This is a genomic window from Marinifaba aquimaris, assembly GCF_013328345.1.
GTDB lineage: Bacteria > Pseudomonadota > Gammaproteobacteria > Enterobacterales > Alteromonadaceae > Marinifaba > Marinifaba aquimaris.
Map to the genome: position 1 here is coordinate 1 of NZ_JABULX010000004.1, position 23,284 is coordinate 23,284.

17 protein-coding genes and 1 pseudogene are annotated in these 23,284 nt (G+C 37.1%); 13 read left to right on the forward strand and 5 right to left on the reverse strand.

Annotated elements, in window-relative coordinates:
- Positions 1-1,361: Ig domain-containing protein (locus tag HR060_RS03635; RefSeq protein ID WP_174198922.1), on the reverse strand; the 1,361-nt coding region annotated here is incomplete at its 3' end.
- A 171-nt stretch (positions 1,362-1,532) separates the two neighbouring features.
- On the opposite strand from HR060_RS03635, the gene HR060_RS03640 reads away from it, so the two are divergent.
- Both HR060_RS03640 and HR060_RS03645 read left to right on the forward strand, forming a co-directional pair.
- On the forward strand, positions 1,533-2,111 hold the full coding sequence (locus HR060_RS03640; RefSeq protein WP_174198923.1) for an acyltransferase: 579 nt from the start codon (positions 1,533-1,535) through the stop codon (positions 2,109-2,111).
- Complete coding sequence (locus tag HR060_RS03645) at positions 2,104-3,357, forward strand: right-handed parallel beta-helix repeat-containing protein (protein WP_174198924.1); 1,254 nt, start codon at positions 2,104-2,106, stop codon at positions 3,355-3,357. Before HR060_RS03640 ends, HR060_RS03645 begins: the two co-directional genes overlap by 8 nt.
- On the opposite strand, the gene xrtA is transcribed toward HR060_RS03645, so the two are convergent.
- The 4 genes from xrtA to HR060_RS03665 are packed head-to-tail and all read right to left on the reverse strand — an operon-like array spanning position 3,314 to position 8,307.
- Complete coding sequence (gene xrtA / locus HR060_RS03650) at positions 3,314-4,798, reverse strand: exosortase A (protein WP_174198925.1); 1,485 nt, start codon at positions 4,796-4,798, stop codon at positions 3,314-3,316. The two genes, HR060_RS03645 and xrtA, sit on opposite strands and share 44 nt — an antisense overlap.
- Before the next feature lie 7 nt (positions 4,799-4,805).
- Complete coding sequence (locus HR060_RS03655) at positions 4,806-6,035, reverse strand: TIGR03087 family PEP-CTERM/XrtA system glycosyltransferase (protein ID WP_174198926.1); 1,230 nt, start codon at positions 6,033-6,035, stop codon at positions 4,806-4,808.
- Position 6,036: 1 nt separating this feature from the next.
- Entirely contained in the window at positions 6,037-6,882 is an 846-nt protein-coding gene (locus HR060_RS03660) for an XrtA system polysaccharide deacetylase (RefSeq protein ID WP_425487447.1), read from the reverse strand.
- Positions 6,883-6,885: 3 nt separating this feature from the next.
- Complete coding sequence (locus HR060_RS03665; protein ID WP_174198927.1) at positions 6,886-8,307, reverse strand: TIGR03013 family XrtA/PEP-CTERM system glycosyltransferase; 1,422 nt, start codon at positions 8,305-8,307, stop codon at positions 6,886-6,888.
- Between the two features lie 186 nt (positions 8,308-8,493).
- Here HR060_RS03665 and HR060_RS03670 point away from each other — a divergent pair, with 186 nt between their 5' ends.
- From HR060_RS03670 to HR060_RS03720, 11 genes and pseudogenes are all read left to right on the forward strand, one after another.
- Positions 8,494-9,135, forward strand: a complete 642-nt coding sequence (locus tag HR060_RS03670; protein ID WP_425487448.1) for an XrtA/PEP-CTERM system exopolysaccharide export protein — start codon at positions 8,494-8,496, stop codon at positions 9,133-9,135.
- A gap of 23 nt (positions 9,136-9,158) precedes the next feature.
- Entirely contained in the window at positions 9,159-10,772 is a 1,614-nt protein-coding gene (locus HR060_RS03675) for an XrtA system polysaccharide chain length determinant (protein ID WP_174198928.1), read from the forward strand.
- Positions 10,769-11,749, forward strand: a complete 981-nt coding sequence (locus tag HR060_RS03680) for an XrtA-associated tyrosine autokinase (protein ID WP_174198929.1) — start codon at positions 10,769-10,771, stop codon at positions 11,747-11,749. Before HR060_RS03675 ends, HR060_RS03680 begins: the two co-directional genes overlap by 4 nt.
- A 22-nt stretch (positions 11,750-11,771) precedes the next feature.
- On the forward strand, positions 11,772-13,259 hold the full coding sequence (locus HR060_RS03685; protein WP_174198930.1) for an outer membrane beta-barrel protein: 1,488 nt from the start codon (positions 11,772-11,774) through the stop codon (positions 13,257-13,259).
- 332 nt (positions 13,260-13,591) lie between these two features.
- A complete protein-coding gene (locus HR060_RS03690; protein ID WP_174198931.1) occupies positions 13,592-14,050 on the forward strand; it encodes a hypothetical protein in 459 nt (152 codons plus the stop codon).
- A gap of 493 nt (positions 14,051-14,543) precedes the next feature.
- Entirely contained in the window at positions 14,544-15,140 is a 597-nt protein-coding gene (locus HR060_RS03695) for an HprK-related kinase A (RefSeq protein ID WP_246283074.1), read from the forward strand.
- 56 nt (positions 15,141-15,196) lie between these two features.
- Complete coding sequence (locus HR060_RS03700) at positions 15,197-16,255, forward strand: nucleotidyltransferase family protein (protein WP_174198932.1); 1,059 nt, start codon at positions 15,197-15,199, stop codon at positions 16,253-16,255.
- A gap of 107 nt (positions 16,256-16,362) precedes the next feature.
- Positions 16,363-18,408: an XrtA/PEP-CTERM system histidine kinase PrsK gene (gene prsK, locus HR060_RS03705; RefSeq protein WP_174198933.1), complete on the forward strand. Its 2,046-nt coding sequence runs from the start codon at positions 16,363-16,365 to the stop codon at positions 18,406-18,408.
- Positions 18,409-19,764 (forward strand): annotated as a pseudogene (prsR, locus tag HR060_RS03710) (PEP-CTERM-box response regulator transcription factor). It abuts the gene before it with no gap.
- 11 nt (positions 19,765-19,775) lie between these two features.
- Positions 19,776-22,520 (forward strand): XrtA/PEP-CTERM system TPR-repeat protein PrsT, encoded by a 2,745-nt coding sequence (gene prsT, locus HR060_RS03715; protein WP_174198934.1) that lies wholly within the window; start codon positions 19,776-19,778, stop codon positions 22,518-22,520.
- A 119-nt stretch (positions 22,521-22,639) separates the two neighbouring features.
- On the forward strand, positions 22,640-23,218 hold the full coding sequence (locus HR060_RS03720) for a GNAT family N-acetyltransferase (protein WP_217434860.1): 579 nt from the start codon (positions 22,640-22,642) through the stop codon (positions 23,216-23,218).
- Positions 23,219-23,284: the final 66 nt, after the last annotated feature.

Genomic DNA, 23,284 nt, shown 5'->3' on the forward strand with positions numbered 1-23,284 from the left:
TCAGTCTCAGTCTCAGTCTCAGTCTCAGTCTCAGTCTCAGTCTCAGTCTCAGTCTCAGTCTCAGTCTCAGTCTCAGTGTCAATCGGTGAAATGGGGAATAGTACTTTTTGGTCAACTAGCTCTTCGGCGTAGTCTTGTACTTTACTTAAATCAGTGACCTGATTACTTTTGTTTTCAGCAATAAAGTCACTAAAAATAGCTCTATCTACAATGTCACTTTTTGAAATATCTGCATAGTTGTAAACAGCATCTAGGACAACTTGCTCAGCCTCTGAAAAAATTTCATTAAAGCCTTCGCTATTTAGTTCTGCTGTTTTCCATGAAGGGTATTTAGCATCTAACTCTTTGTAGACGGCATCCGTTATAGGAGTGATGTATGTGATAACTTCATTTGGGTTAGATAAGTCAAGAGGTAAAGAGGCTAACATTACTGGAGTTTCTTGGAAGTTAATTTCTGGTCTTGAGTTATCAATTGCTCCTTCACCTAAGAAAGCTTTTAGGTAATTGATATTATTTTCGGTTATTAAAGTACCATCAATTAAAATTGAGTAATGACCATTCTCGTCACTAAAAGCAGCGGCTTCACCAAAATCTCTTTCATTGTTTAAGTTTGCATCAAAAAAAACAAATGCGCCTTCTATGTAACCATCGATAACACGTCCTGTTACCTCAACTAAATATTCGACTTTTAGAGAGTAGGTATCGACAACGTGGTTATCAGTCCCATCATTGACGATAAGCTGTATATTAGAGTGTCTTCCCGCATCCTCAATATTCGGTGTTCCGCTGATTGTTCTGGTTGTTTCGTTAAAAGATGCCCAAGCCGGTAAGTTAGCTACACTTACAGTTAAGTCATCATTGTCAGCATCGGATACATCAACTTGATATTCAAAGCTTTCACCTGCTCTTAGACTCTTATTTGGAATCGGGCTTGCAGTAGGTATCCTATTTGTGTTGAGTACGGTGATATCGAACAGGGGCAATGATAAATTTTTGTTTCCGTCTGATACTCTGATACGAATATTAGGGTAACTACCTTCACTTTCGTAAGAAGGGGTACCAAATAAAACACCAGTCGTTGAATTGAATTCAGCCCAGTCTGGCTTGTTGTCAATTGAAAAAGACAAATTGCTGCTGTTCAAGCCACTTACTCGAGGTTGAAAAGAGTAGACTTGTTGTTCATAGACAGAAGTTGTAGGAGAACCCGTAATTGAGGCGTTGTTGCCGTCACTGATGCCTGTGCTGCCACCAGAAGAACTACCGCCACCTCCACATGCTGATAAGAAGCTGATAATTGATATACAAAGGATTTGATTGAAATAGCGCATCATTAGTGTTTCTTTTTTATGCTTAGCCTGCATCAAACAACCTAAACTGCTTATTTATTAATACGAATGAAATGAGCTACCGCCTAAAAGCCCCTCAGCATGATTATAAATGTAATTAATATTTTGAAACAAGTGTAAATATTACTCTTGTTTGTGATTTGTCTTAGGGTATATTTGCAAAATCAGAAAAGGATTCAACTCACCATGAAAAAGATCGCCAAAAATATAATTCACTATTGCTTCATCGTTGCCGCTTTACCTTTAATTTTAATAGCAAGAGCAGCATCGTTATTGGGTATTACCTTATTTCCAGGTATGAGCCAATTCATCAGTATCATCCCAGGTAAATTTGGTAGCTTTTATCGTGTCGCTTTTTATCGCTTTACTTTGGAAAATTGTGACAGAGACTCATTTATTGGATTTAGTACAATTTTCTCTCAAAAAAATACAGAGATAGATTTAGGTGCCTACATTGGCCCCCAATGTAATATTGGCATGAGTAAAATAGGAAAAAACACATTAATTGGCAGTGGTGTTCATATCTTAAGCGGTAAAGGTCAACATAACTTCGATGACTTATCTAAACCTATTAAAGAGCAGGGAGGAAGTTTTGAGAAAGTTACTGTCGGTGAAGACTGTTGGGTTGGCAATGGGGCGTTGATAATGGCAAATGTCGGTGATGGAGCTATCGTAGCCGCAGGTAGTGTTGTTGTGAGTGATGTACCTGAATTTGCAATTGTAGCTGGCAACCCTGCTAAGGTGATCAGGTATAGAAATGAGTAAATTCTTAAGTAGGCCTACGACTATTAAGTTAACTCTAAGTTTATTCATTATTCTATCTATTGCATACACTTTACATGATGGCTATTCCTTCCCTGAAGCAATAGATAAAAATGATTATCCAGTTAATACGGCTTTTCATCCTGCTTTGTATGCAACGAGCGTCGATGCCTGGGCGGACCATACTTTTTCCGATGCAAAGAATTTCACCGTTAATTCTTCCGAGCAACTTTATAAGGTAATAGATAACCTTAACAGGCATAACCAGAAAGCCAACCTCGTTTTATCACCAGGTCAATATTATTTACCCCGACCTTTAATAATCAAAAATGATTATACAAAAATTTTAGGCCTGCCAACTTCACCTTCAGATGTTCACCTTTACGGAAAAGGTATGAGGCCTTCACAAAACGTTGAAAATTTAGTTGTAATTGAGGCGCACAATGTTGTTTTAGAAGGAGTTAGACTTTCGGGGGCTCCTAATCATATCGTGCAAATTCGTGGCGAGAATGGTGCAAGCCGCCCTGTAATACGCAATTGTATTATTGAAAATGGTTATGAGCAGCTCATTAAAGTCAGCTATGACATGACAAGAAAACCTGATGTTAAGTCACGTTCGGGGCTAATTGAAAACTGTGTCTTTGCTTACAGTAATAAAACAGCTCCTTACTATTACACTGGTGGTATTGATGCCCATGGAATTGAGTCATGGGTGATTCGTAATAACTTGTTTAAAAATATTGCGAGTCCAGATAAACATATTGCTGAGCATGCTATTCACTTATGGAATAACACCGCTAATAACCTGATACAAGACAATTTAATATTCAATTCTGATCGAGGAATTGGTCTTGGAATGTACGTAGGGAAGAAAGTTAACAAAAACCTTAAATATTCAAATTTTGCCGGGGTTATTTCTGGAAATGTGATTTTTCATCAGAATAATGGGAACCCTTTTGCTGATGTCGGGATAGTGATTGAAAACAGTTATAAAACGCTTATTGAAAAAAACACCATATACATCTTACATGATTATCCTAGAGCAATTGAAGTTAGGCATTCACAATCTCAGCAAGTTGTAGTGATAGAAAATATTCATAACAAGCTTATTCAAGTATCTAGTGGGGCGACTGCAAACATTCAAGCTAACTACAAAGACGAAGCTGATATTAGTAAATTGTTAAACAGTCGACTTTATCAATATCCTAGTTGGTTCCATCCATATTTAACAGAGTATCTATCTCCTTAGATAAGGTCTTACACGCAGACAATAATTGTTCGGTATTCATTACATCTAAACTTGAACAAGTAATTGAGTATGCTATGTCTGCTTGATTTAGTGTTTTTAGGTATGTGTCGTAAAGCTTAGCCTTTAGGGCACTTTCAGTCTGGAATTGGTGAAATTGATACCATTGAGCAATTGAGCGTTTTAGGCCTAATCCTGTTGTGATTTGGTACAGATTATAGTCCCAATTAGCAGTGTTAGGTTTTTCTAGCTTACCTACTAGGCTCCAATTATCTTGAGTATAAAACTGATTTAGCGAAGAAACGAGCTCACCTACTCGGTTATTGGGGTGATATATTGCAATGTGAAATTGAATGCCATTTTTTGTCAAAAAGATCTCTTTATCTGCATTATCAAACTTTATACCCCATTTTTCATCTTTCTTGTATTGATATTCATTAATTTTAAATTCAGTCAAGTTGTTGGCTGGTTTGTTTAATAATCCAGATAGCATTGAAAACTGCCAAGCGCCAGATATAAAAATCACCAAAATGAGGACAACCAAAACACTATTTAGTTTTGATTGGATATTCCATGATGGGTGTAAAGTATAACAAGCCTGTTGCTCGCTATTTACATTTCTAAAACGTTCTCCAACTAGGAAGATAATAATTAGGACTAATGCGTAAAAGAACCAACCATAAATGAGGTGATCGGCACCGACTGCGTATTTCATATCTGACCAGTGTGCAATCATTATAATACCGTAAACTCTCAATGCATTTGCAAAAATTGGAACGGCTGCGGCAAAAATGAAGAATAAAATTTTAGCTTTATTAGTTTGATAACTCAGGTGGGCATATAAGCTGCCAAATGCAATTGAGCTAATAAAGAAGCTGATACCAGAGCAGGCTTCAGCTACAAGAAACTTACCACTCGGAATGTCTATATAAAGCCCGTTTCTATATACGGGTATTTGCGTAAGGTGTAGAAGAAAAACGGCCATATCAGCTGTAATTGCTTGTAGCCATGGGATTAGTTGCTCTCCGACTGGTATGGCAAGCAGCATAAAGAACAGCGGAAAAGGAATAACAAGTGCTGCTCTGAAACCTATGCATGCAACAATAATCAATGGCAGTGAAGCAAATAAGGCGAAATGGGTGAATAGCTGTATTTGTCCAATAGCCCCAAAGACTTGTACAAAAATAAGTGGCACTAAAAGTACTAAAACCCATAGATTTGGCGCTAATTGAGCATTTATGAGCTGATCTCTTTTTCGATATATGAGATATAAACTGCCGGGTACAACTAAAAAACAATGATTAAAAATTTCTGACACAGCCCAAATTTCAGCAGCAGACAGAAGTGTTTGGTAGAAAAAAAAGCTCAGTGCAATAAATAAGACAGAGATTGCAACTGTTGTTTGTTTACTTAATCTAAAAGTAGCTGAAGCAGGGGGTGTCATCGCGTTTTTAACTATCCGTGTTTATATATGACAATAAAGGTTGAAGAACAGCACGCCATTGATAATGAGCCTTTATCCATTCTAAATTTTGAATCCCTATCGATTTTGTGTGATTTGTATCTTCAATTAACTTTTCAATAGCATTGAGAAATTGACCTGAGTCGTCACTTATAAAGTCCAATTGCTCTTGTGGGAATTCTATTCCTTCAGCTGCCATTTGAGTCATCACTACAGGTTTACTCATAGCCATGGCTTCAAGGACTTTGTTTTGTATCCCCCTAGCGATTCTAAGTGGAGCAATGCAAAGTGATGCGTGTTTGATGTAAGGTCTAATATCGTGAACTCTACCCGTTACAACTACATTGTCATATTTTTTGCTCAGGTTTTTTATCGTTTCTGAAGGGTTACCACCAACGATATAAAATTTAGTATTTTGATATTTGCTTTCTAATTGGGGCCAAATATTTTCTGCGAACCACAATACAGCTTCTTCATTAGCCCAATAATCCATAGCCCCTGTAAATACAATAAATTTTTGCTCATGCAAGTCAGGGTATTCTTCACATGTAAGTTCTATTGTTGGGTCGAAAAATTTAGTATCTACGCCGTTGAGAATCGGGTGAACTTTATCGCCAAAGCAAGCATTTATTTGTTTTTTAAATTGCTCGGCTTCATCAGGTGAAACAAATAAACTATTGGTAAATTGTTCGGCTATTTTATTTTCGTATTTGGCGAGCGTTTTGTATTCTCTGTTGTAAACAGCAGACATTGGAAATGGCTTATTCTCTGCATATTGACGCCACTTATCTGAATCAATATCAACAAAGTCTATAATTCTGTCTAGGCCTTGATACTTTTCACCTTCCACATACTGCGCCATTGAAGAACAGAAGATAAAAACTTTTTTTATATCGTGTTGTTCTATGGTTTGTTCTACCCAATTCGACATCTCTTCAGAATAAAAACAGGGAAGAGTAATGGGTTTTTGTTCAATGAATGCTTTAGCAGCCCCTTTTGCTTGTGAAACCGCACTTCTAGATAGGGGCAAACAGGTTTTAGAAGCTGTGAACTCATCTAGGCTAGCTTGATATTGGAAATCGTTAGGATCATCAATAAAGGTACCGAGGTGGATAGAGTAACGTTCACTAAGGAATTTTAATATATTGAATGAACGAATCTTGTCTCCCTTATTGGGTGGATAAGGGATTCTATGAGATAAAAATAATAATGCTTCCATGCTAAGACTCGTCTGAAAAATAAACCTTACTCATTGTTTGCCACTCATAATCTTTAAGCAACTTGACTAATTTGGCTTCCATTCTGGAGAGGTTGACGTAATGTCTAAACTTCGATTTCATTGACGCCTCTTTGATCAATGGTTGTTCAGGATCAATTTCCCAAGGGTGAAAGTAAAAGCTATAAGGTTTAGCTTCTTCTTGATGAAAACGATCAATGCGCTTTTTAGATAACCAGTATGGGAATAAGCGGAAATAGCCACCTCCACCAATGCCTTTGGTTTGTTCACCTTTTTTTAAAGTAGGAATAGGCAATTCATATATGCCTTCATCTCTTAAATGTTTAAAGCGCGGCCAATGAGGCACACCGTAGTGATCGTGCTCAATAGGGTAAGTACTTGAGCTATATTTGAATCCGAGTTCGATTAACGTTTCATAAACCCATTGGTTAGAATCATTAAAAGAAAAGCTGGGGGCACGGTATCCAATTACAGGTGCACCAGAGATATCTTCAAGTTTCCTTTTACTATCACTAACATCTTTTTTGAATGCCTGAGGAGACATCTCCGTGGCTCTTTGGTGGTTATAACCATGAGATGCTATTTCGTGGCCCTCATCGACAATACGCTTAATGAGGTTAGGGCAGCGCTCAGCAACCCAACCTAGCGTGAAAAATGTCGACTTGGCACTATGTTCAGCGAATAAATCGAGTAAACGATTAGTGCTCATTTCAACTCTGAGCTCTAATTCATCCCAATTTTGAGGTTTAATTACTTTGTTAAAGGCAGAGACATGGAAGTAATCTTCAACATCTACTGTCATAGCATTCGTAATAGCAGGCTTTTTCACTGTTTATCGCCCTTTTCCGAAAAGTACTATCTCAACGGTACGAATCAGGATTAATAAATCCAACATGATACTTCTGTGCTTAATGTAGTATAAATCAAACTTTAATTTTTCGATTGAGTCTTCTTTACTCGCACCGTAAGGGTATTTCAGCTGTGCCCAACCTGTGAGGCCTGGTCTAACATTGTGTCTGTGGGTGTAATATGGGCTTTCTTTTATTAATTCTTTTACGAATTCTGGGCGCTCAGGACGCGGCCCTACAAAACCCATTTCACCTCTAAAAACGTTAAACAATTGAGGTAGTTCGTCGATACGGTACTTTCGGATAAACGCACCGACTTTAGTTACCCTGTTATCCTTTTGAGTAGCCCATTGTGCGCCATTTTTTTCAGCATCGGGTCTCATTGAGCGGAACTTGTAAATACTAAATGGTGCGCCGTTAATACCAACACGTACCTGTTTGTAAAAAACGGATGCTTTATTTTTTCGCCCATCTTCTAGATAGATAGCGATTACAGTAAATACCATAAGAGGCCAAGTAAACATGAAGATAAAGAGCGCTAAAAACATGTTTAATAGATAATCAAATGTCTCTTTAAGGTGGTTTTTACTATTGAAACCATTTGAGTAAATAACCCAACTAGGGTACATCAGGTTTACTGCAATTTGCCCTGTTTCCTCTTCCATGAAATCGAGAATATCAACTATTTCTACCCCTCTTATTTTACACTCAAATAACAAATCTACAGGGAGAGTATTTCTTCTTTCATCTGGAGCGATGACTATTTCATCAACATCGTTTTCGGTGACAAAAGCAACAAGGTTATCGATTGAGCCCATGTTGATAATGTTTTCATTGGTAAGCTCGTCTGTTTTGTCGCCTTCAATAGCGAAGAAACCCAAGAGTTCGAAGTTCTTTCGATCGACGATTCGACGCATGCGTTTTTGTATAATCGATGCGCGTTCACCAGCTCCAATAACTAATACTTTTTTCTTAGCATAGCCAAGTATTTTTGATGTTAGTGTTAGGTAACGAACATAGAAGATAACAAAAATTGCTAGTATTAATGCGGGGAGAGTGCCTGCTCGATAAATAGCATCGCCTGGTATGAAGCTTAATGGGTAAACAATTAATTCAAGAAGGAAGAATGTCAGAGCAGCGCTAACAAATACACGTCTAAATAATGCTCTCACCGTATCTCTTAATTTAGAATCGTAAAGCCCAACTGCTAAGTTTGTTAAAGTTAAGACGGTTGTAAGAATGACGTTATTGGTAAATAAAGCATTGTAGTTAATGAACGTTGAATCAGTCTGGTAGAACTCAACTAAGAAAAACACAACACAATTTGCAATCGATAAACAAAGTAAATCTAGTAAAAACAGTCCTCTACTTTTTATGTTTTTATCGGCGCCTTTAAAGCTTTTCATCTAACCTTTCCCTATAATTCGCTTTAGCTAATATTTCCTTGTCAAATAAAACCACTTTGTAAGTTAAGTGAAATATTAGTTCTATTAAGTGCATAGTATATCTAAATATTTGTTGTAACTAAACATTACAAAATGCAATTTTTTAATCTATAATCCTAACTTGGATAAAATATCAAAGGAATTTGTATGCGTTCTATTGCTTCAACAGCTCAGCTTTTTAGTATGGGTGCTCTTACTTTAGCGTTATCTTTATCTGGCTGTTCAAGCCATCCCACGCTACCTACAGCAACGATTCAACCATCGGCAACTACTCAAGTAGATGATTACAACTATTTAATTGGTCCAAATGATACCTTAGAAGTGTTTGTTTGGCGTAACCCTGAGATATCTGGCAGTTTTATAGTTAGACCAGACGGTAAAATTTTAACACCTCTTGTTGAAGAAATTGACGTAGCAGGCTTAAAGCCATCACAAGTTGCTGAAAGAATCACCAAAGAATTAGCCAATTATGTTCGTGAACCTAAGGTCACGGTCAGCGTGACCAATTTTAATGGCCCATTCAGTGAGCAAGTAAGAGTAATTGGTGAAGCGTCAACACCTAAAGCGATTAACTATAGCGAGCATATGACTTTACTTGACCTTGTAATACAAGTTGGTGGCTTAACTGAATATGCTGATGGCAATGATGCAGTACTAATTAGAATACAAGATGGTAAAAGAGTAGAATACGCTCTGAGAGTTGATGATTTAGTAAAAGATGGTGATATCAGTGCAAATGTTGATATCTTGCCAGGCGATATAGTTATTATCCCTGAAGCTTGGTTCTAAAATTTTAGGAAGCAGTTTATAAAATGGAAGAAATTCAAAATACGCTGAGGTTATTTCGCCAATACCTCAAGGGTATATGGGTAAAGAAGCGATTTATCATAATCAGTACATGGTTAATCTGCCCTATTGGTTTTTTACTCGTGTCGGGCATGCCTGATAAATATGAATCCTCGGCAAAAGTTCATGCGGATACTCGGTCATTACTCAAGCCTCTTTTGAGAGGCTTGGCGGTGCAAACCAATCCAGATGCTGAAATTAAGTTAATTGCAAGAACATTACTTTCACGGCCAAATGTTGAAGCAATTGCTCGAGAGACCGATCTTGATATCCAAGCAACGACAACTAATGCCTATGAATCGCTTATTAAAAGCTTGCAACAAGGGATTAAAGTAAAGTCTGCAGGTCGACAAAACCTCTACACAATCTCTTTTCTGCATCAAGACCCTAACGTTGCTGAAAAAGTTGTTACTGCAACATTGAATAAATTTGTTGAAAGTACATTAGGCCAAAACAGACAAGATTCAGATACTGCAACTAAGTTTTTATCTGAACAAATAGAAGAGTACGTTCAGCGTCTTGAGATAGCTGAAAAACGCCTTGCAGATTTTAAGCGCAATTACACCGGTATGCTACCGGGCGAGAACTCCGGTTATTACTCTCAAGTTGCAGCGCTTACAAAGCAAGTGGAGTCGGTTGACCTAGAAATTCAAGAAAAGCGCACGATGTTGGACAATGTTAAAAAACGTATCCAGTCAATTACTGTGCCGAGTAACACAGGCTCTAATGCAATACAGACTCAGTATGACGACCGCATTGACTTACTAAAAGCCAACCTTGATGAGCTGTTAATACGTTTTACAGACAACCACCCTGATGTTAAAGAAACAAAACGACGTCTTGGGTACCTTGAAAAACAACGCCAAAATGAGCTTGATGCACTTGCCAGTGTCGCTGTAGATGGTGATATTCCTACAGGTCAACTTAGCGAAAATGTCATCGTTCAGCAACTTAGTCTGCAACTTAGTGAGATTGAAGCTGAGTTAGTTTCTTTGAGAGTGAGAAAGAAGCGTCATAGTGATGATCTAGCTGAATTAAACAGTAAGATTGATATATTACCCGACATTGAAGCTAAATTGACGGCGTTAAATCGTGATTATGAAATTACTAAAAATAAGTACGAAGAGTTACTCAATCGCCGAGAATCTGCTGAACTATCAAGAAAAGCCGATCAAAGTGCTGAAGATATTCAATTTAAAGTTATCGAGCCACCAAGAGTACCTCAGCAACCAACTGGTCCTAAACGACTAATTTTCTACACCCTTGTTTTAATTCTTGGGTTTGGTTCAGGTTTAGCTGTCGCATTTGTTGTATCTCAAATAAATCCTTTAGTCACATCAATTGAAGAGTTATCTAAAGCCACGGGACGCCCTGTTTTTGGGTTCGTTTCACACGTGGATATTGAAAATATTGCTAAGACTAATCGTAAAAGAATGATTGTTTTCGTTTTTTCAAGTCTAGTTATCTTAACTCTTTTCCTTGCCTTCGTGGGAAGTGAAATTGTTTACAGTGAAAGCTTGTTGAAAAAGTCTGGTGCATTACTCGAACTTTCTCGTAGCATTTTAGGGAGCTTGTTATGACCGATATAAATAAAGTGCTTCAAACAAAGAAGACATTGAAAGAAGAGTTAAAACAACAGGCAAAAGCCCGTGAAGAAATCGCAAAATCTATTGAAGCAAAAAATACAACAGATGCTGTATTTAGTGCTCAAGATGACTACAGTGATGCAGAAGAGCTACACTTTACAGCCACAGGAGAATCAGAGTCTAAAGCTCCGGGCTCTTCAGTAGACAGTGACGAAAATACCAAACAACTTAATCAAAATGCTAAGCATGTTTTTATAGATATCAACCGCCTTGAGGAACGAGGTTTTGTTGCACTTAATGAAAAACGTACTCACATTAATGAAGAGTATCGAGGTATTAAGCGCAAATTACTTAATAATGCTTTTGGTGCACTATCAAATACGATGGAACGTGGAAACTTGATAGTTGTAACGAGTGCTAGGCCCAATGAAGGTAAGACTTTTAATGCCATCAATCTAGCTTTGAGCATTGCACTTGAAAAAGATAAAACAGTTTTATTTGTTGATGCCGATGTACTTAAGCCTAGTGTCAGTAATGAATTAGAAATCAATCCTCAGGAAGGTCTAATTGAGTACTTATCTGGTGAAGTCAACGATGTTTCAGATATTATTTATCAAACTAATATCGATACTCTTAGAATTATTCCAGCAGGTAAAACTCACCATTTGTCTAATGAGTTATTAGCAAGTGAGAGAATGGTGCAATTAGTTGAAGAGTTTTCGACCCGATACCCAGATCGTGTTGTGGTTTTTGATGCACCTCCATTGCTCGGTGTAAATGAGACAACTATTTTAGCTGAACTATCTGGCCAAGCAGTGATTGTTGTTGAGTCAAATAAGTCAAAGTTAGCTGAAGTAAGAGAAGCAGTTTCACTGTTGCCTGAAAATTTAGCAGTTGGTTTTGTCATGAACAAGGCACTAGATACAAGTGATAGAGGTTATGGTTATTACTACGGCTACGGTCAGGAATAACTTTTCGATTTAAGGCAAAGGAATGAGTTCAAAGATACCCTGTCGTTTTATTTTACTCACTGGCCTAAGTGTCAGTTGCAGTGCATTTTCAGGCGACCTAAAAATATCTCCAGAGATTTCTTCATCTATATATTTTCTAGACAAAGTAGAATCTTTGGATTTAGATTACGAGGATCAAACTGCATATGAGTTAAAACCAAGCTTAGCATTAACTTACAGTAGCTATGCACTTGATTCAAAAGCAAATATTAGCCATAACTACATTGAAAACTCCGCCAGTGGTGCTGAAAGCCAGAATATTACTGAAGCGGAATTGGAAAATAAACTATACCTCTTAGATAAGCGTGTTACATTCGAACTCGGCGCTGACAGAAGCTTTCAAAATATCGACTCAACGAATCCATTTTTTACTGATCCCATTTATGGTCAATCCAATTTCACTGATGTGGATGAGTTTAGTACAGGCCTAGTGTTTAATAATTTGAACAAAAAAAATTGGCAAATTTCAAGTAGTGTAAGAGCGACTAAAACCGATGTCGATATAGAGAGAGACGAGTTGCAATCTGAGCAGCCTGTTTATTCTAATTTGGTGAACGCTACACGATTACAAAGCAGTGTAATCCTAGGTTATAGTTCAAATCGATTTTATTCATACTTCAATGGTGTTTATACCAAAACTGATAAAGAGGACTTTAGCGACCAAGAGTCCCAAAGGGCAAGTTTTAATGCTGGGGTGCCTATCTGGCATGGATTGGGTTTAGCTATCAATGCCAGCCATGAAAAAAATGATGCAAATAGAGGTAATATTGATAATGCTGATATTAGCTATGACTCTTGGGGTGCTGGTTTAACATGGCGCTTTTCAAAGCGCTCTTATGCTGAAGTTACCTATAATCAAGATGACCAAAGCGGTAATAGTGAGTTTGTTGCATACAGGTTAAACTGGCAACCATCAAATAGAACTAAACTAAGTGCTGAATATTCAAAACGCTTTTATGGTGATGCATACAATGTTGATTTTAGTTGGCAAGGTAAGCGCATCAAATCACAACTAAGTTACATTGAAGAAGTGACGTCAATTAGTCAAATTATTCCTTCAGAAGAAAGTAATAATGGATATATCTTAGTCGATCGAATTTCATTGAATAAGACAGGACAATTTAGTGTCAGCTTCAAACAAAGGCGATTAAATACTGAGATAAAGCTATCTTCAACAGATAGAGAGCAACTTGATAATTCAGATGGGCAAATTGTTTATTCTGCAACTTTAACTTCTACTTTACAGGTTGGAAGAAAAAACAGCGCGAGAGTATCTTTAAGTTATTCTGATTCGGATTACAAACTTCAAAATAGGCAAGAAGAAACTACCACAGCTGAAGCTAGCTTTAAAAGAAATATTAACCCTCAAACTGACGTTAGCTTAAACTACCGCATAAGTTCTAGAGATTCTAATTTACAGTACTCCAATTTTGAAAGGCGCATTTGGTTGTCCTTTAACCATAAATTTTAGTCCTCAATTGTATATTTAATTTACAGTTGATAAGTTCGTTGTATTTATATTTTAGATACAACGACTTATAAACTTGTTCAATACATGCAATCTACTCACTAGCTAAGTCAAGTTTGTCACTGGCAGTGTTTGGCAGTTATATACCACGGTTAATATGGCTTTGTGATAGGAGTAAGCCGACAAAGAAAATAATGTTTATGTTACAAAGCTAGGGCAATTCTTAAAAAAGGCTGGGCCTGGTGTAGTTTTAGCTTCTCTTCCTGCCCAGTCTGTTTGGGCCACCCAGGCTGGCCTTAATATGGGCTCAATCGGAGCTCAGTGCATGCTTCAACATGGTCTCAAAGCCAAACAAAGTTATTCTTTCAGATGGCTTCTGTGCTCAAAAATTTAAACCTAGTTCTATTGATAGAAATAGCGTCTTTACTTCCCATTTCAGTGGTATTCCAATCGGTTTAAAATTAAACCAGCAAGGTCAGTGCACATTAGGCAAAGGAAAAGATTTAATTTTAGTTAATCCCAACCAAATTAGTCTATTTCATTGCCTTTGGTATTCAGGTGAGGGCAAAGGTAAAATTGGCGGCCCAAAAAATGTTAATACTCAAATGGTTGCAATGTTACTTAATGCTGCTAATCATGGTCTTAATGGGATACATTATCCAATCCTTTCTCAATTTGGTGGACCTTACGCTAACTTGCAGACATTTGCTCAGTTCTTGTACCAAAGTGCTTTGATTGACCCTCAAGGTGTAGGGCAAACCTTATCTGACACGATAGATTCTTTCCATGCATAATCTTCAGGTATTTTGTGAAAGAGCTTGTTACTAGTAAAGATTTGATTGTTCATATATTTGAAGATAAGTCAGGTTCAAGCTTCTTTCACGTTACTTCTGGACAGTGTTTAACCTTTAACCTTTGTTGGTCAGAAGTTAAAAGTAAATACGATTCAGGTACTTGCCCTTCGAATGATGCGTTAAGAATGATCAACACTCTAATTAAGCATAATTTTATAAGCGAAATATAATTTGGATAGCCAATACTTTTTAGATTTATCACCATTTAACTTTCAAATTACCACTAACTCTAAATTAGTCACAGAAAATTTAAAGAGGTTGTATCTAGACAAATTATCTGAATACCGTGGCCAAGTTTATGATTATCAGGTTAATGTATCAAAACCTGCTGGTTTAAGAGGGCTTTTAAAAAAGCAATGTGAGTTCAAATCTGACCAGTTTGAACCATTTAAGCCTTTAAAATACAACCATGCTTGCCTTTTTAGAATGGGGAATGAACTTGACTATAGCCAATCACGAAATGCAATTCGTTGTTCTGCATGCTGCTGTTTTAGCTAAAGGCCAAGATGCCGTTGTATTTCCTGCACCACCTGGCTCGGGGAAAAGTACGCTCACAACTTACCTAGCTTTTTCCGGGTGGCGGCTAATGTCTGATGAGATGACTCTACTAAAACCTCATTCATTGTCAGTAACCCCTTTTGTCAGACCTATTTGTTTAAAAAATCAATCAATCCAGCTAGCAAAGCAGTGGTTTCCTGATGGAACGTTCTCGACTATTGCACGTGATACACACAAAGGTGACGTTATCCATTTAAGCCCGCCTGATAATGCTTGGGATAATCAATCTCAACAGGCGGAGATCAAAGCAATCATATTTCCTCAATATCAGGCCAATACTAAATTTGAAGTGTATATTCTTAATGAAGCTCAAGCTTTTTCTAGTCTATCTAAAAATGCATTTAACTATGGGGTTGCAGGCGATATTGGTTTTAAAAGTTTGGTTAATGCAGCTCAAAAAGTGCCATGCTTTGAAGTTAATTACAACAATATTGCTGATTTAGAAGGGGTTATCGAGACGGAGATCTTTTGATGGGAAAGAAAAAATTAGGCGAACCGTCATATATATAACTTGTTGTAGATATATATTTGCACCCTGAAACAGCAATTAGCATTTCAGATGAAAAGTGGAGCCATATCTTACTTATTCTAAGGCATCAGCAAGTACTGGCTCGTTACTACTATATTCTCAATAAAGCCCAAGTATTTGAGCAACTTAGCCCATACGTTAAAAGACATTTGCTCAATAGTAAAGTTCTCGCTGATAAACAAAAAAGGCAAATATTTTTTGAAACTGAGCAGTTATCCAAGGCTTTATATACTTTAGATATTAATCCCATTTTCTTAAAAGGCGCTGCTTATACACTGATTAACAATTTTGTATCTGAGGGGCGTAAGTATAGTTATATAGATATCTTAGTATCGGAAGAACAACTTAATTACGTTGAACAAAGCTTAATTATTGATAATTGGTTTGGTGAAGAAATCAGTGCTTATGATCAGCACTACTATCGAAAATGGGCACATGAAATACCTCCTTTGATACACGCTGAAAGAGGTACTACATTAGATGTGCATCAAAATTGGGTACCAGTGGTATCAAACCGATCGATTGATCCAACTGTACTCAATGGATATATAGAAGAGACGAAAGGCGGTTACTTAGTACTAAAGCCTGAAGCCATGATTGCTCATAGCTTAATTCACCTTTTTTTTGATGAAGACTTTAAGCATGGATACAGAGATTTACTGGATTTAGATATCTTATTTAAACAGCATTGCACTGCGCTTTTTCATCAAAACTTAGTAGAGCTAATGGATAAACTTGGCTTTAGTTTTGAATTGTTTTTAAGTTATCGATACTGCAAGCAGTTACTTTCTACTCCCATACCTGAAGAAGCTTACCAAGCATTAGCTGTAAGGTATAAAAATAAAAAATTAATCCTATTGGATTATATATTTAACCGAGTGCTTGGGCCCAGTCACCCTAAGTACGACGAAAAACCTATCAATTTAGCTTTAATGATGGCTTTTATCAGAGGCCATTATTTAAAAATGCCGATACCGACTTTAATGTTTCATTGTAGCTATAAATCGACTATTTATTTAATTGAGTTAATCTTTGGAAAAAACGTTTTTCTCAAATAAAATAGTAAATAATTAATATTCGAATAAAATTGAGTACTAGCACTCGAAAACTCTTTTAAACATCAGTAATATTACGTTTCGCAATATAAAAATAAGAGACGCAACAAATGGAATTATTGTCGGGAGTAGGTTATTCGCTTGCAAGCGTTGCTTTCTTATTAACGGGTTTTTTATTACTCACTACTCAAACTCAACACTATATAAAAAACTGCTTACTTTGTTTCTGCACACTCACTTGTATATGGTCTGGGGTCTACTCGTACACAAGCTTCAATAGTCAAGATGCAATTCTGTATATTCCGCTATTAGAAACGATTAAAAATGTTGCTTGGTTGCTTTTAATAACCGGTATTTTAAACACCAATATTACAAGCTTTAGGCAGCACCTGACGAATACTGTTTTTTTATTACCTGCACTTGTTTTTTCATTACCCACATTTGCCATTTATTTTTTTAATTTGCCGACAAGTGTCAGCCATCAATTACTGATATTAGCATCGGTAATATCGCCTTTATTACAACTAATTTTCATCGAACAGCTTTATCGCAAATCTGAAAATGACCTCTGGGGCTACAAGCCTTTTATTATTGCTATAGCCACAGCCAGTATCTTTGATTTTTATATTTTTTCTGAGAGTCTTTTGGTACAAAAATTTGAGCCGCATTACTTAACAGCAAGAGCGTATGTCTATTTGGTCGTTGTTCCATTTATCGTGTTATCGATTAAGCGCATACAATCTTGGAACCTAAGAATATACGTATCTAGGGAAATCGTATTACAAAGCTCTTTGTTAATGCTAGCTGGGTTGTACTTCTTGCTTATGGCAGCAGTGGGATATTTTATTAACAGTATTGGGGCGACCTGGTCAGGTGCTATGCAAGTGATATTTAGTTGTATAGCTATATTATTTATCCTGACTGTATTCATTTCAGACAACTTTCGAAAAGCGTTTAAAATTTACATTGGCAAACACTTTTTTGCTAACCAATTTGATTATCGTGAAGAGTGGCTTAAATTAACTAAAACGCTCGAGTCTTCATCTAACCACCAAACGTGTTATCAAGCTGGTTTGCGAGGCATGCTAAATGCAATTCAATATAATCGAGGGGCTTATTACCGGGTGTCAAAATCAGGTGTTGAGTCTATGGCCAACATTAACATGTCTTTAAATGTAAACGCATTGAATGAAATTGTTGCCATCTTACCTGTAATCAAAGAATCGCATTGGATCTTCGATATTGAAGCTATCAAGACGGGACATTCTGACTATAAAGATATGAATTTGTCAGTGGAGAATCTGCATACGGCAAAAATTAATATTCTTATTCCGGTATTTGTCGCTAATCAGCTACATGGTTTATTTTTGTTAGGTGTAGATAATCACACCACTAAATTGAAATTAAACTGGGAGATCAGGGATTATATTAATGCGATCACTTCACAAATTGGCAGTTACTTCAGTTTGCAAGAAACCAGCAGCGCACTGGCTGAGAATGCCCAGTTTGCCGCATTTAACAGAATGTCTGCTTTTGTTGTACACGATCTCAAAAATGTTGTCGCGCAGATCAATTTGATTATTCAAAATAGTCAACACCATAAACACAACCCTGAATTCATTGATGATACGTTTGAGACACTCGAGCATACTCAAGCAAGAATGACTAAAATGCTCGACTTACTGATGAATAAACAAGTAACGGATGAACAGAAACAGTTCAGTAATTTAAATATACTGATTGAAAAATTACTAAAAACAAAATTTGAAAATACGTCTCCTTTACCGGACTTTGCTGCTGCAGATTGGGCAGAGATGGCAATAGACCCTGATCGCTTTTCCCATGTACTTGCACACCTTATTGATAATGCTCAACAAGCATGTGATGAATCTGGGCAAGTCAATATCAATTTGCATAAGACTGATAGCCATGTACACATAGAAATTACCGATACGGGTTGCGGCATGTCAGATGATTTCATTCAAAACAGACTATTTAAGCCATTTGACACAACTAAAGGCAACGCCGGTATGGGAATTGGTGCTTACGATGCGAAGGTTTTTGCAGAGTCCTATAGCGGTCAGTTAAATGTTGATAGCCAGTTGGGAGAAGGAACCAAAATGACAATGATTTTAGCTTTTAACAAGGAGCAATAAGTGGATACGCTACTAATAGTAGAAGATGATTTAGGCATACAAAAATAATTAAAGTGGAGTTTTCCTAACTACCAAGTTGTGTTTGCTGAAGATAGAAAGTCTGCAATTGCTGCCATCAGAAGACATGAACCTAAAGTGATCACGCTAGATTTAGGCCTTCCCCCAGATCCTGCCAATGCTAGTGAAGGTTTAGCGACGTTGACTGAAATCATCAAATTGGCACCACATACTAAAGTTATTGTTATTACAGGTAATACCGATAAAGCCAATGCACTGAAATCAATTGAGTTAGGTGCCTATGATTTTTATCAAAAGCCAATTGATAATGACACAATAGGCTATGTCGTTAATCGAGCATTTAAACTATACGATTTAGAAGCAGAAAACCGAAAACAGCAAAGCGGCCAAGGGCCATTTAGCCGAGTTATTGGTAATAGTCCTCAAATACTGCATGCTTGTAAAATTGCAGAAAGGGTCGCTAAAACTGACATTACTACTTTGTTATCTGGTGAAAGTGGAACGGGTAAAGAAGTATTTGCACAAACTATCCATGAAGCCAGTTCTAGAGCCGAAAAACCTTTCATTGCTATCAATTGTGCTTCGATTCCAGAAAACTTGCTGGAAAGTGAGTTATTTGGTTATGAAAAAGGCGCATTTACTGGCGCGAATAAAACGACCAAAGGTAAGGTTGAATTTGCTCATGGCGGTACATTATTTTTAGATGAAATTGGTGATATGCCGATTGCACTGCAAGCTAAAATGCTTAGATTCCTTCAGGAGCGGGTGATAGAAAGGGTTGGTGGGCGCAGTGAAATTCCAGTCGATGTGCGTGTCATCTGTGCTACCCACCGTGATTTACCTAAGATGTTTGCCGATGAGCTATTTCGGGAGGATTTATATTACCGTGTGGCAGAAATGACTATTAATATTCCGCCATTAAGAGACCGTGAAGCCGATATCATTTTATTGGCGAAGCACTTTTTAAACGCGTTTAACAAAGAATTTGGCAGAAGTATTAAAGGCTTTAGTGATGATGCCATTCAAGCATTAATGCAACACAGTTGGTCAGGTAACATCCGTGAGTTACAAAATAAACTAAAATCTGCGGTTATTATGGCTGAGGCCAATAATATTACATCATTAGATTTGGGGCTTATGTATACAGAAACTCAAGATGAACCCGAATCTTTCAATTTAAAAGCCGTTCGTGAAAAAGCTGAAAGTCAGGCGATTCGTAAAGCCCATACATTAGCCAAAGAAAATATCTCAAAAACGGCCGAACTCCTTGGTGTGACTCGCCCAACACTTTACAATTTAATCGACAAGTATCAATTAGACGATATCAAAAATAATTAAAGGACTAACTGATGAAAGCGCTCAAACACACTGCGATAACTATAGGTTTATGTATTGCCTTGGCAGGTTGTGGTCAAAAATCATTTGAACAGCATTACGCTGATGCTCAACAATTTGTTAAAGAAAGTGATTATAACGCTGCAACGATCGAACTAAAAAATGCAATTATTCAAGAGCCAGAAAATGCTCCTGCAAGGGCTTTACTAGGTGAGATTTATTTTGTAAAGGCTGACTTTAACTCGGCAGAAAAAGAGCTAGAAAGAGCTATAAAGTTGGGCCACGAGAACGATAATACATACAAACTCCTTGCCCGTAGTTACTATTTTAATAACAACTTAGTAAAGCTTGAAGACACAGTTAAAATAAAGCCATTACCTGTTTTAAAGTACTACTTAGCCTTATCTGAAATCAAAGAAGGCAACGTTGAAAATGCAATAACGCTGTTTTCAGATTTAGAAACTACACATATTGACTATATAGCCAAGCTAGCTTCAGCTTTCATAGCATTAAATAAGAAACAAACCGACCAAGCTATCGCCTCAATTGAAGCTGCCTTGGCATCAGAGTCTGATAACTTTGAATCGTTACTAATCAAAGGTCAGTTAGGCAGTCAAGCAGGAAAATCTGAACTAGCTGTTGCAGCATACACCCGTTTGACGGAGCTATTTCCACTACATACATATTTTCAGTTGAGGTTAGCATCAGCTTTCATCGCTGATGCCCGATTTGACAAGGCTAAACCGTTACTTAAACAACTTGAATCTATTTCCCCTGATAATGGTCTCGTAAACCAAATGTTAGGGCAGTTAGCTTTTGAAGAAAAAGATTTCAAAGAGTCTAAAGAACGTGCTGAGAAGTCGTTACAAGCTCAATTTAAAACGGCCATTAATTATATGGTTGCTGGGGTGAGTGCATATAACCTTGAACAATTTGAACAAGCTTACAGTCATTTAGAAGTATTCAAAGGCAAGTTAGCTCCAGAACATCCGGTTCATAAATTGCTCATCGATTTGCAATTCAAATTGGGTTATCAAGATGACGCGTTAAAAACACTGAATGCTCTAGATGCTGAGGGTTTAGTTGATACCAATATGTTGATTGCAGCGAGTAATGCTTTGTTAGAGCGAGGCGATGAACAAAAAGCAAGTGAGCTGTTACAGTCATCCATTGATAAAGGCACGGCTCAACCGAATGATTTGGTCAAGCAAGGCTTATTGCAATTAAAGCTCGATCAAACTGATGCGGGTATTGCATCAATTGAAAAAGCCGTTTCATTGTCAACCGATTCTTCAAAAGCTGAGCAAGTTCTTGCTGCGACATACTTGGCTAATGGCGATTACGAAAAAGTGATCGAAATTACCAAGCCTTGGCTTGATAGTGATGATATTGATTTGAAAAACCGTGCTTTGCTATTACTAAGTGCTATGGATAGTGATAAAGGCCAATATGAAAGTGCTAAATCTAAATTACAGCAGGTTTTAGCCACAGATAAGCAAAATATCGCTGCACTTTATCAAATGGCTCAATATTACTTTGAGCAACAGCAGTTTAATGATGCGAAAAATAATGTTGAATTAATTTTAACTAAACAACCAGAGCATCAAGCCAGTTATAAGCTATTACTTCGTGTAGCTAAGCAAGATAAAAAACTTGCTCCAAATGTACGTGCATATCTTGAAAAAGAAGTTGTTAATTTATCTGAAAAAGCACAAACGCTAAAAACACAAGCACAAGCAAGTTTTTATATTACCCATCAGTATTATGCTGAAGCTCAAGCCCCGCTAAGAGAACTCGTTGACAAAGGTGTAAAAGGGGCTGAGCTTTTACAGGGGGTGGTTAATATTCGTCTAGGGCAAGAGCAACAAGCTATTCAAGTTTTTGAGAAACTCCTTATTAAAGAGCCCAATAATTTTGCTGCATTGACGCAACTTTTACCTTTATATGAATTTAAAGGGTTATACGCGGACGCTATTTCAACCTTAGAGCGTGCGCAAAAGAAAAGTGATAATAGCGGTTTAGATCTCTATCACGCATATTTCCGTTCTTTAAAACAAGACCATGTCTCTGAAAGAGAACTAAAGGTTTTTCAAGCCAATGAATCAACGGCCAATCATCCTGTCTTGTTCAAAACTATGGGCAATATTGCTTTAACCAAAGCACAGTATGAATCGGCTAAAGGTTATTATCAAAAGGCTTACGGTTTAGAAAAAACGCCAATAAACGTTGCGAATTATGCCAGAGCAACTTTCCAATCTGGTGATGTTGATTCAGCAATTTCTATTCTAGAGGCACATAAAAAAGTTCAAGATGTTCCTTTAGTCAGCACATTGTTATCAGAGTATTATCTGGCAAAAGGTAATACATCAGAAGCAATTAAGAGTTATGAGCAGTTATTAGTAAAAGATAAAAACAACGTTGTTGCGTTAAACAACTTAGCTTATCTAACTTTACAGTCTAAACAGTATGAAAAAGCGCTTGAATATGCTCAACAAGCTTTTGAGCTACTTCCTCAGAATCCTGCCGTTTTAGATACTTATGCTCAAGCACTTGCTAAAAATGGTAAGGTAGATAAAGCGTTAGGCTATGCTGAACAGGCGGCACGTAAAATGCCCGAGCATAATGAAATAGTCATCAACAAAGCCAAGATTCTTATTCAATTGGAAAGAAAAGGTGAAGCTAAAAAAGTGCTTTCTGGTCTGCGTAATCTGTCTAATAAAGAGCAACAAGAAGTCGACGCACTCAATCAATCGCTCTAATTGTTAAAAAACGACCTTAAAAAAGCCTTATTGAATATTCGATAAGGCTTTTTTTATTTTGTGATAAAAATACATAGCCCAGTAAATAAATCGATTGATAAAGGGAGTAGGAGTACATTATGTTTTCTCCAATTATTCTAGAAAATGACCGAGTCAGATTAGAGCCCGTTGCTCATTGTCACATCAGTGGCTTAGAACAAGTGATAAACGAAGGAAAGCTCGATAAGCTCTTTTTTACATTTGTTCCCAGCCCCAATCAACTCAATCATTTTGTTAATGATGCTGAAAAGCTGCTAAGCAGTAACACTGGTATAGCTTTCACCATTTTTGATAAATCGCAGATGAGGATTATTGGCTCAACACGATTATTCCGTGCTGATTTAGCACATAAAAGAGCGGAGATAGGTTTTACATTTATTAGCCCCTCTAGCCAAGGATCTGGAATAAATATTGAAATGAAGAGGCTTATGTTAACTTATGCATTCGAACAATTAGACCTCAATAGAATTGAGTTTTTGACTGACTTTCTTAACCACAGATCTCGTCGTGCAATACTGAAACTAGGTGCAAAAGAAGAGGGAGTTATCAGAAACCATATGGTAATGAGAGATGGACGTATTCGTGATTCAATCGTTTATAGCATTATTAAAAATGAATGGCCTGGTGTTAAACAACATCTAGCATTTAACAGAGCTTAACAATCACACTATTGCTTACACTATATTTATTACATTTTTATTAATGCGTGGAGTTTTTTGGCTACA

What these genes read in the sequence shown, in the direction of transcription:
- HR060_RS03645 (WP_174198924.1), top strand. Translation starts at nt 2,104, where the DNA reads ATGAGTAAATTCTTAAGTAGGCCTACGACTATTAAGTTAACTCTAAGT.
- HR060_RS03720 (WP_217434860.1), top strand. Translation starts at nt 22,640, where the DNA reads ATGTTTTCTCCAATTATTCTAGAAAATGACCGAGTCAGATTAGAGCCC.
- HR060_RS03685 (WP_174198930.1), top strand. Translation starts at nt 11,772, where the DNA reads ATGAGTTCAAAGATACCCTGTCGTTTTATTTTACTCACTGGCCTAAGT.
- prsT (WP_174198934.1), top strand. Translation starts at nt 19,776, where the DNA reads ATGAAAGCGCTCAAACACACTGCGATAACTATAGGTTTATGTATTGCC.
- HR060_RS03670 (WP_425487448.1), top strand. Translation starts at nt 8,494, where the DNA reads ATGCGTTCTATTGCTTCAACAGCTCAGCTTTTTAGTATGGGTGCTCTT.
- HR060_RS03655 (WP_174198926.1), bottom strand. Translation starts at nt 6,035, where the DNA reads ATGGAAGCATTATTATTTTTATCTCATAGAATCCCTTATCCACCCAAT.
- HR060_RS03675 (WP_174198928.1), top strand. Translation starts at nt 9,159, where the DNA reads ATGGAAGAAATTCAAAATACGCTGAGGTTATTTCGCCAATACCTCAAG.
- xrtA (WP_174198925.1), bottom strand. Translation starts at nt 4,798, where the DNA reads ATGACACCCCCTGCTTCAGCTACTTTTAGATTAAGTAAACAAACAACA.
- HR060_RS03690 (WP_174198931.1), top strand. Translation starts at nt 13,592, where the DNA reads ATGGTCTCAAAGCCAAACAAAGTTATTCTTTCAGATGGCTTCTGTGCT.
- prsK (WP_174198933.1), top strand. Translation starts at nt 16,363, where the DNA reads ATGGAATTATTGTCGGGAGTAGGTTATTCGCTTGCAAGCGTTGCTTTC.
- HR060_RS03640 (WP_174198923.1), top strand. Translation starts at nt 1,533, where the DNA reads ATGAAAAAGATCGCCAAAAATATAATTCACTATTGCTTCATCGTTGCC.
- HR060_RS03695 (WP_246283074.1), top strand. Translation starts at nt 14,544, where the DNA reads ATGAACTTGACTATAGCCAATCACGAAATGCAATTCGTTGTTCTGCAT.
- HR060_RS03680 (WP_174198929.1), top strand. Translation starts at nt 10,769, where the DNA reads ATGACCGATATAAATAAAGTGCTTCAAACAAAGAAGACATTGAAAGAA.
- HR060_RS03665 (WP_174198927.1), bottom strand. Translation starts at nt 8,307, where the DNA reads ATGAAAAGCTTTAAAGGCGCCGATAAAAACATAAAAAGTAGAGGACTG.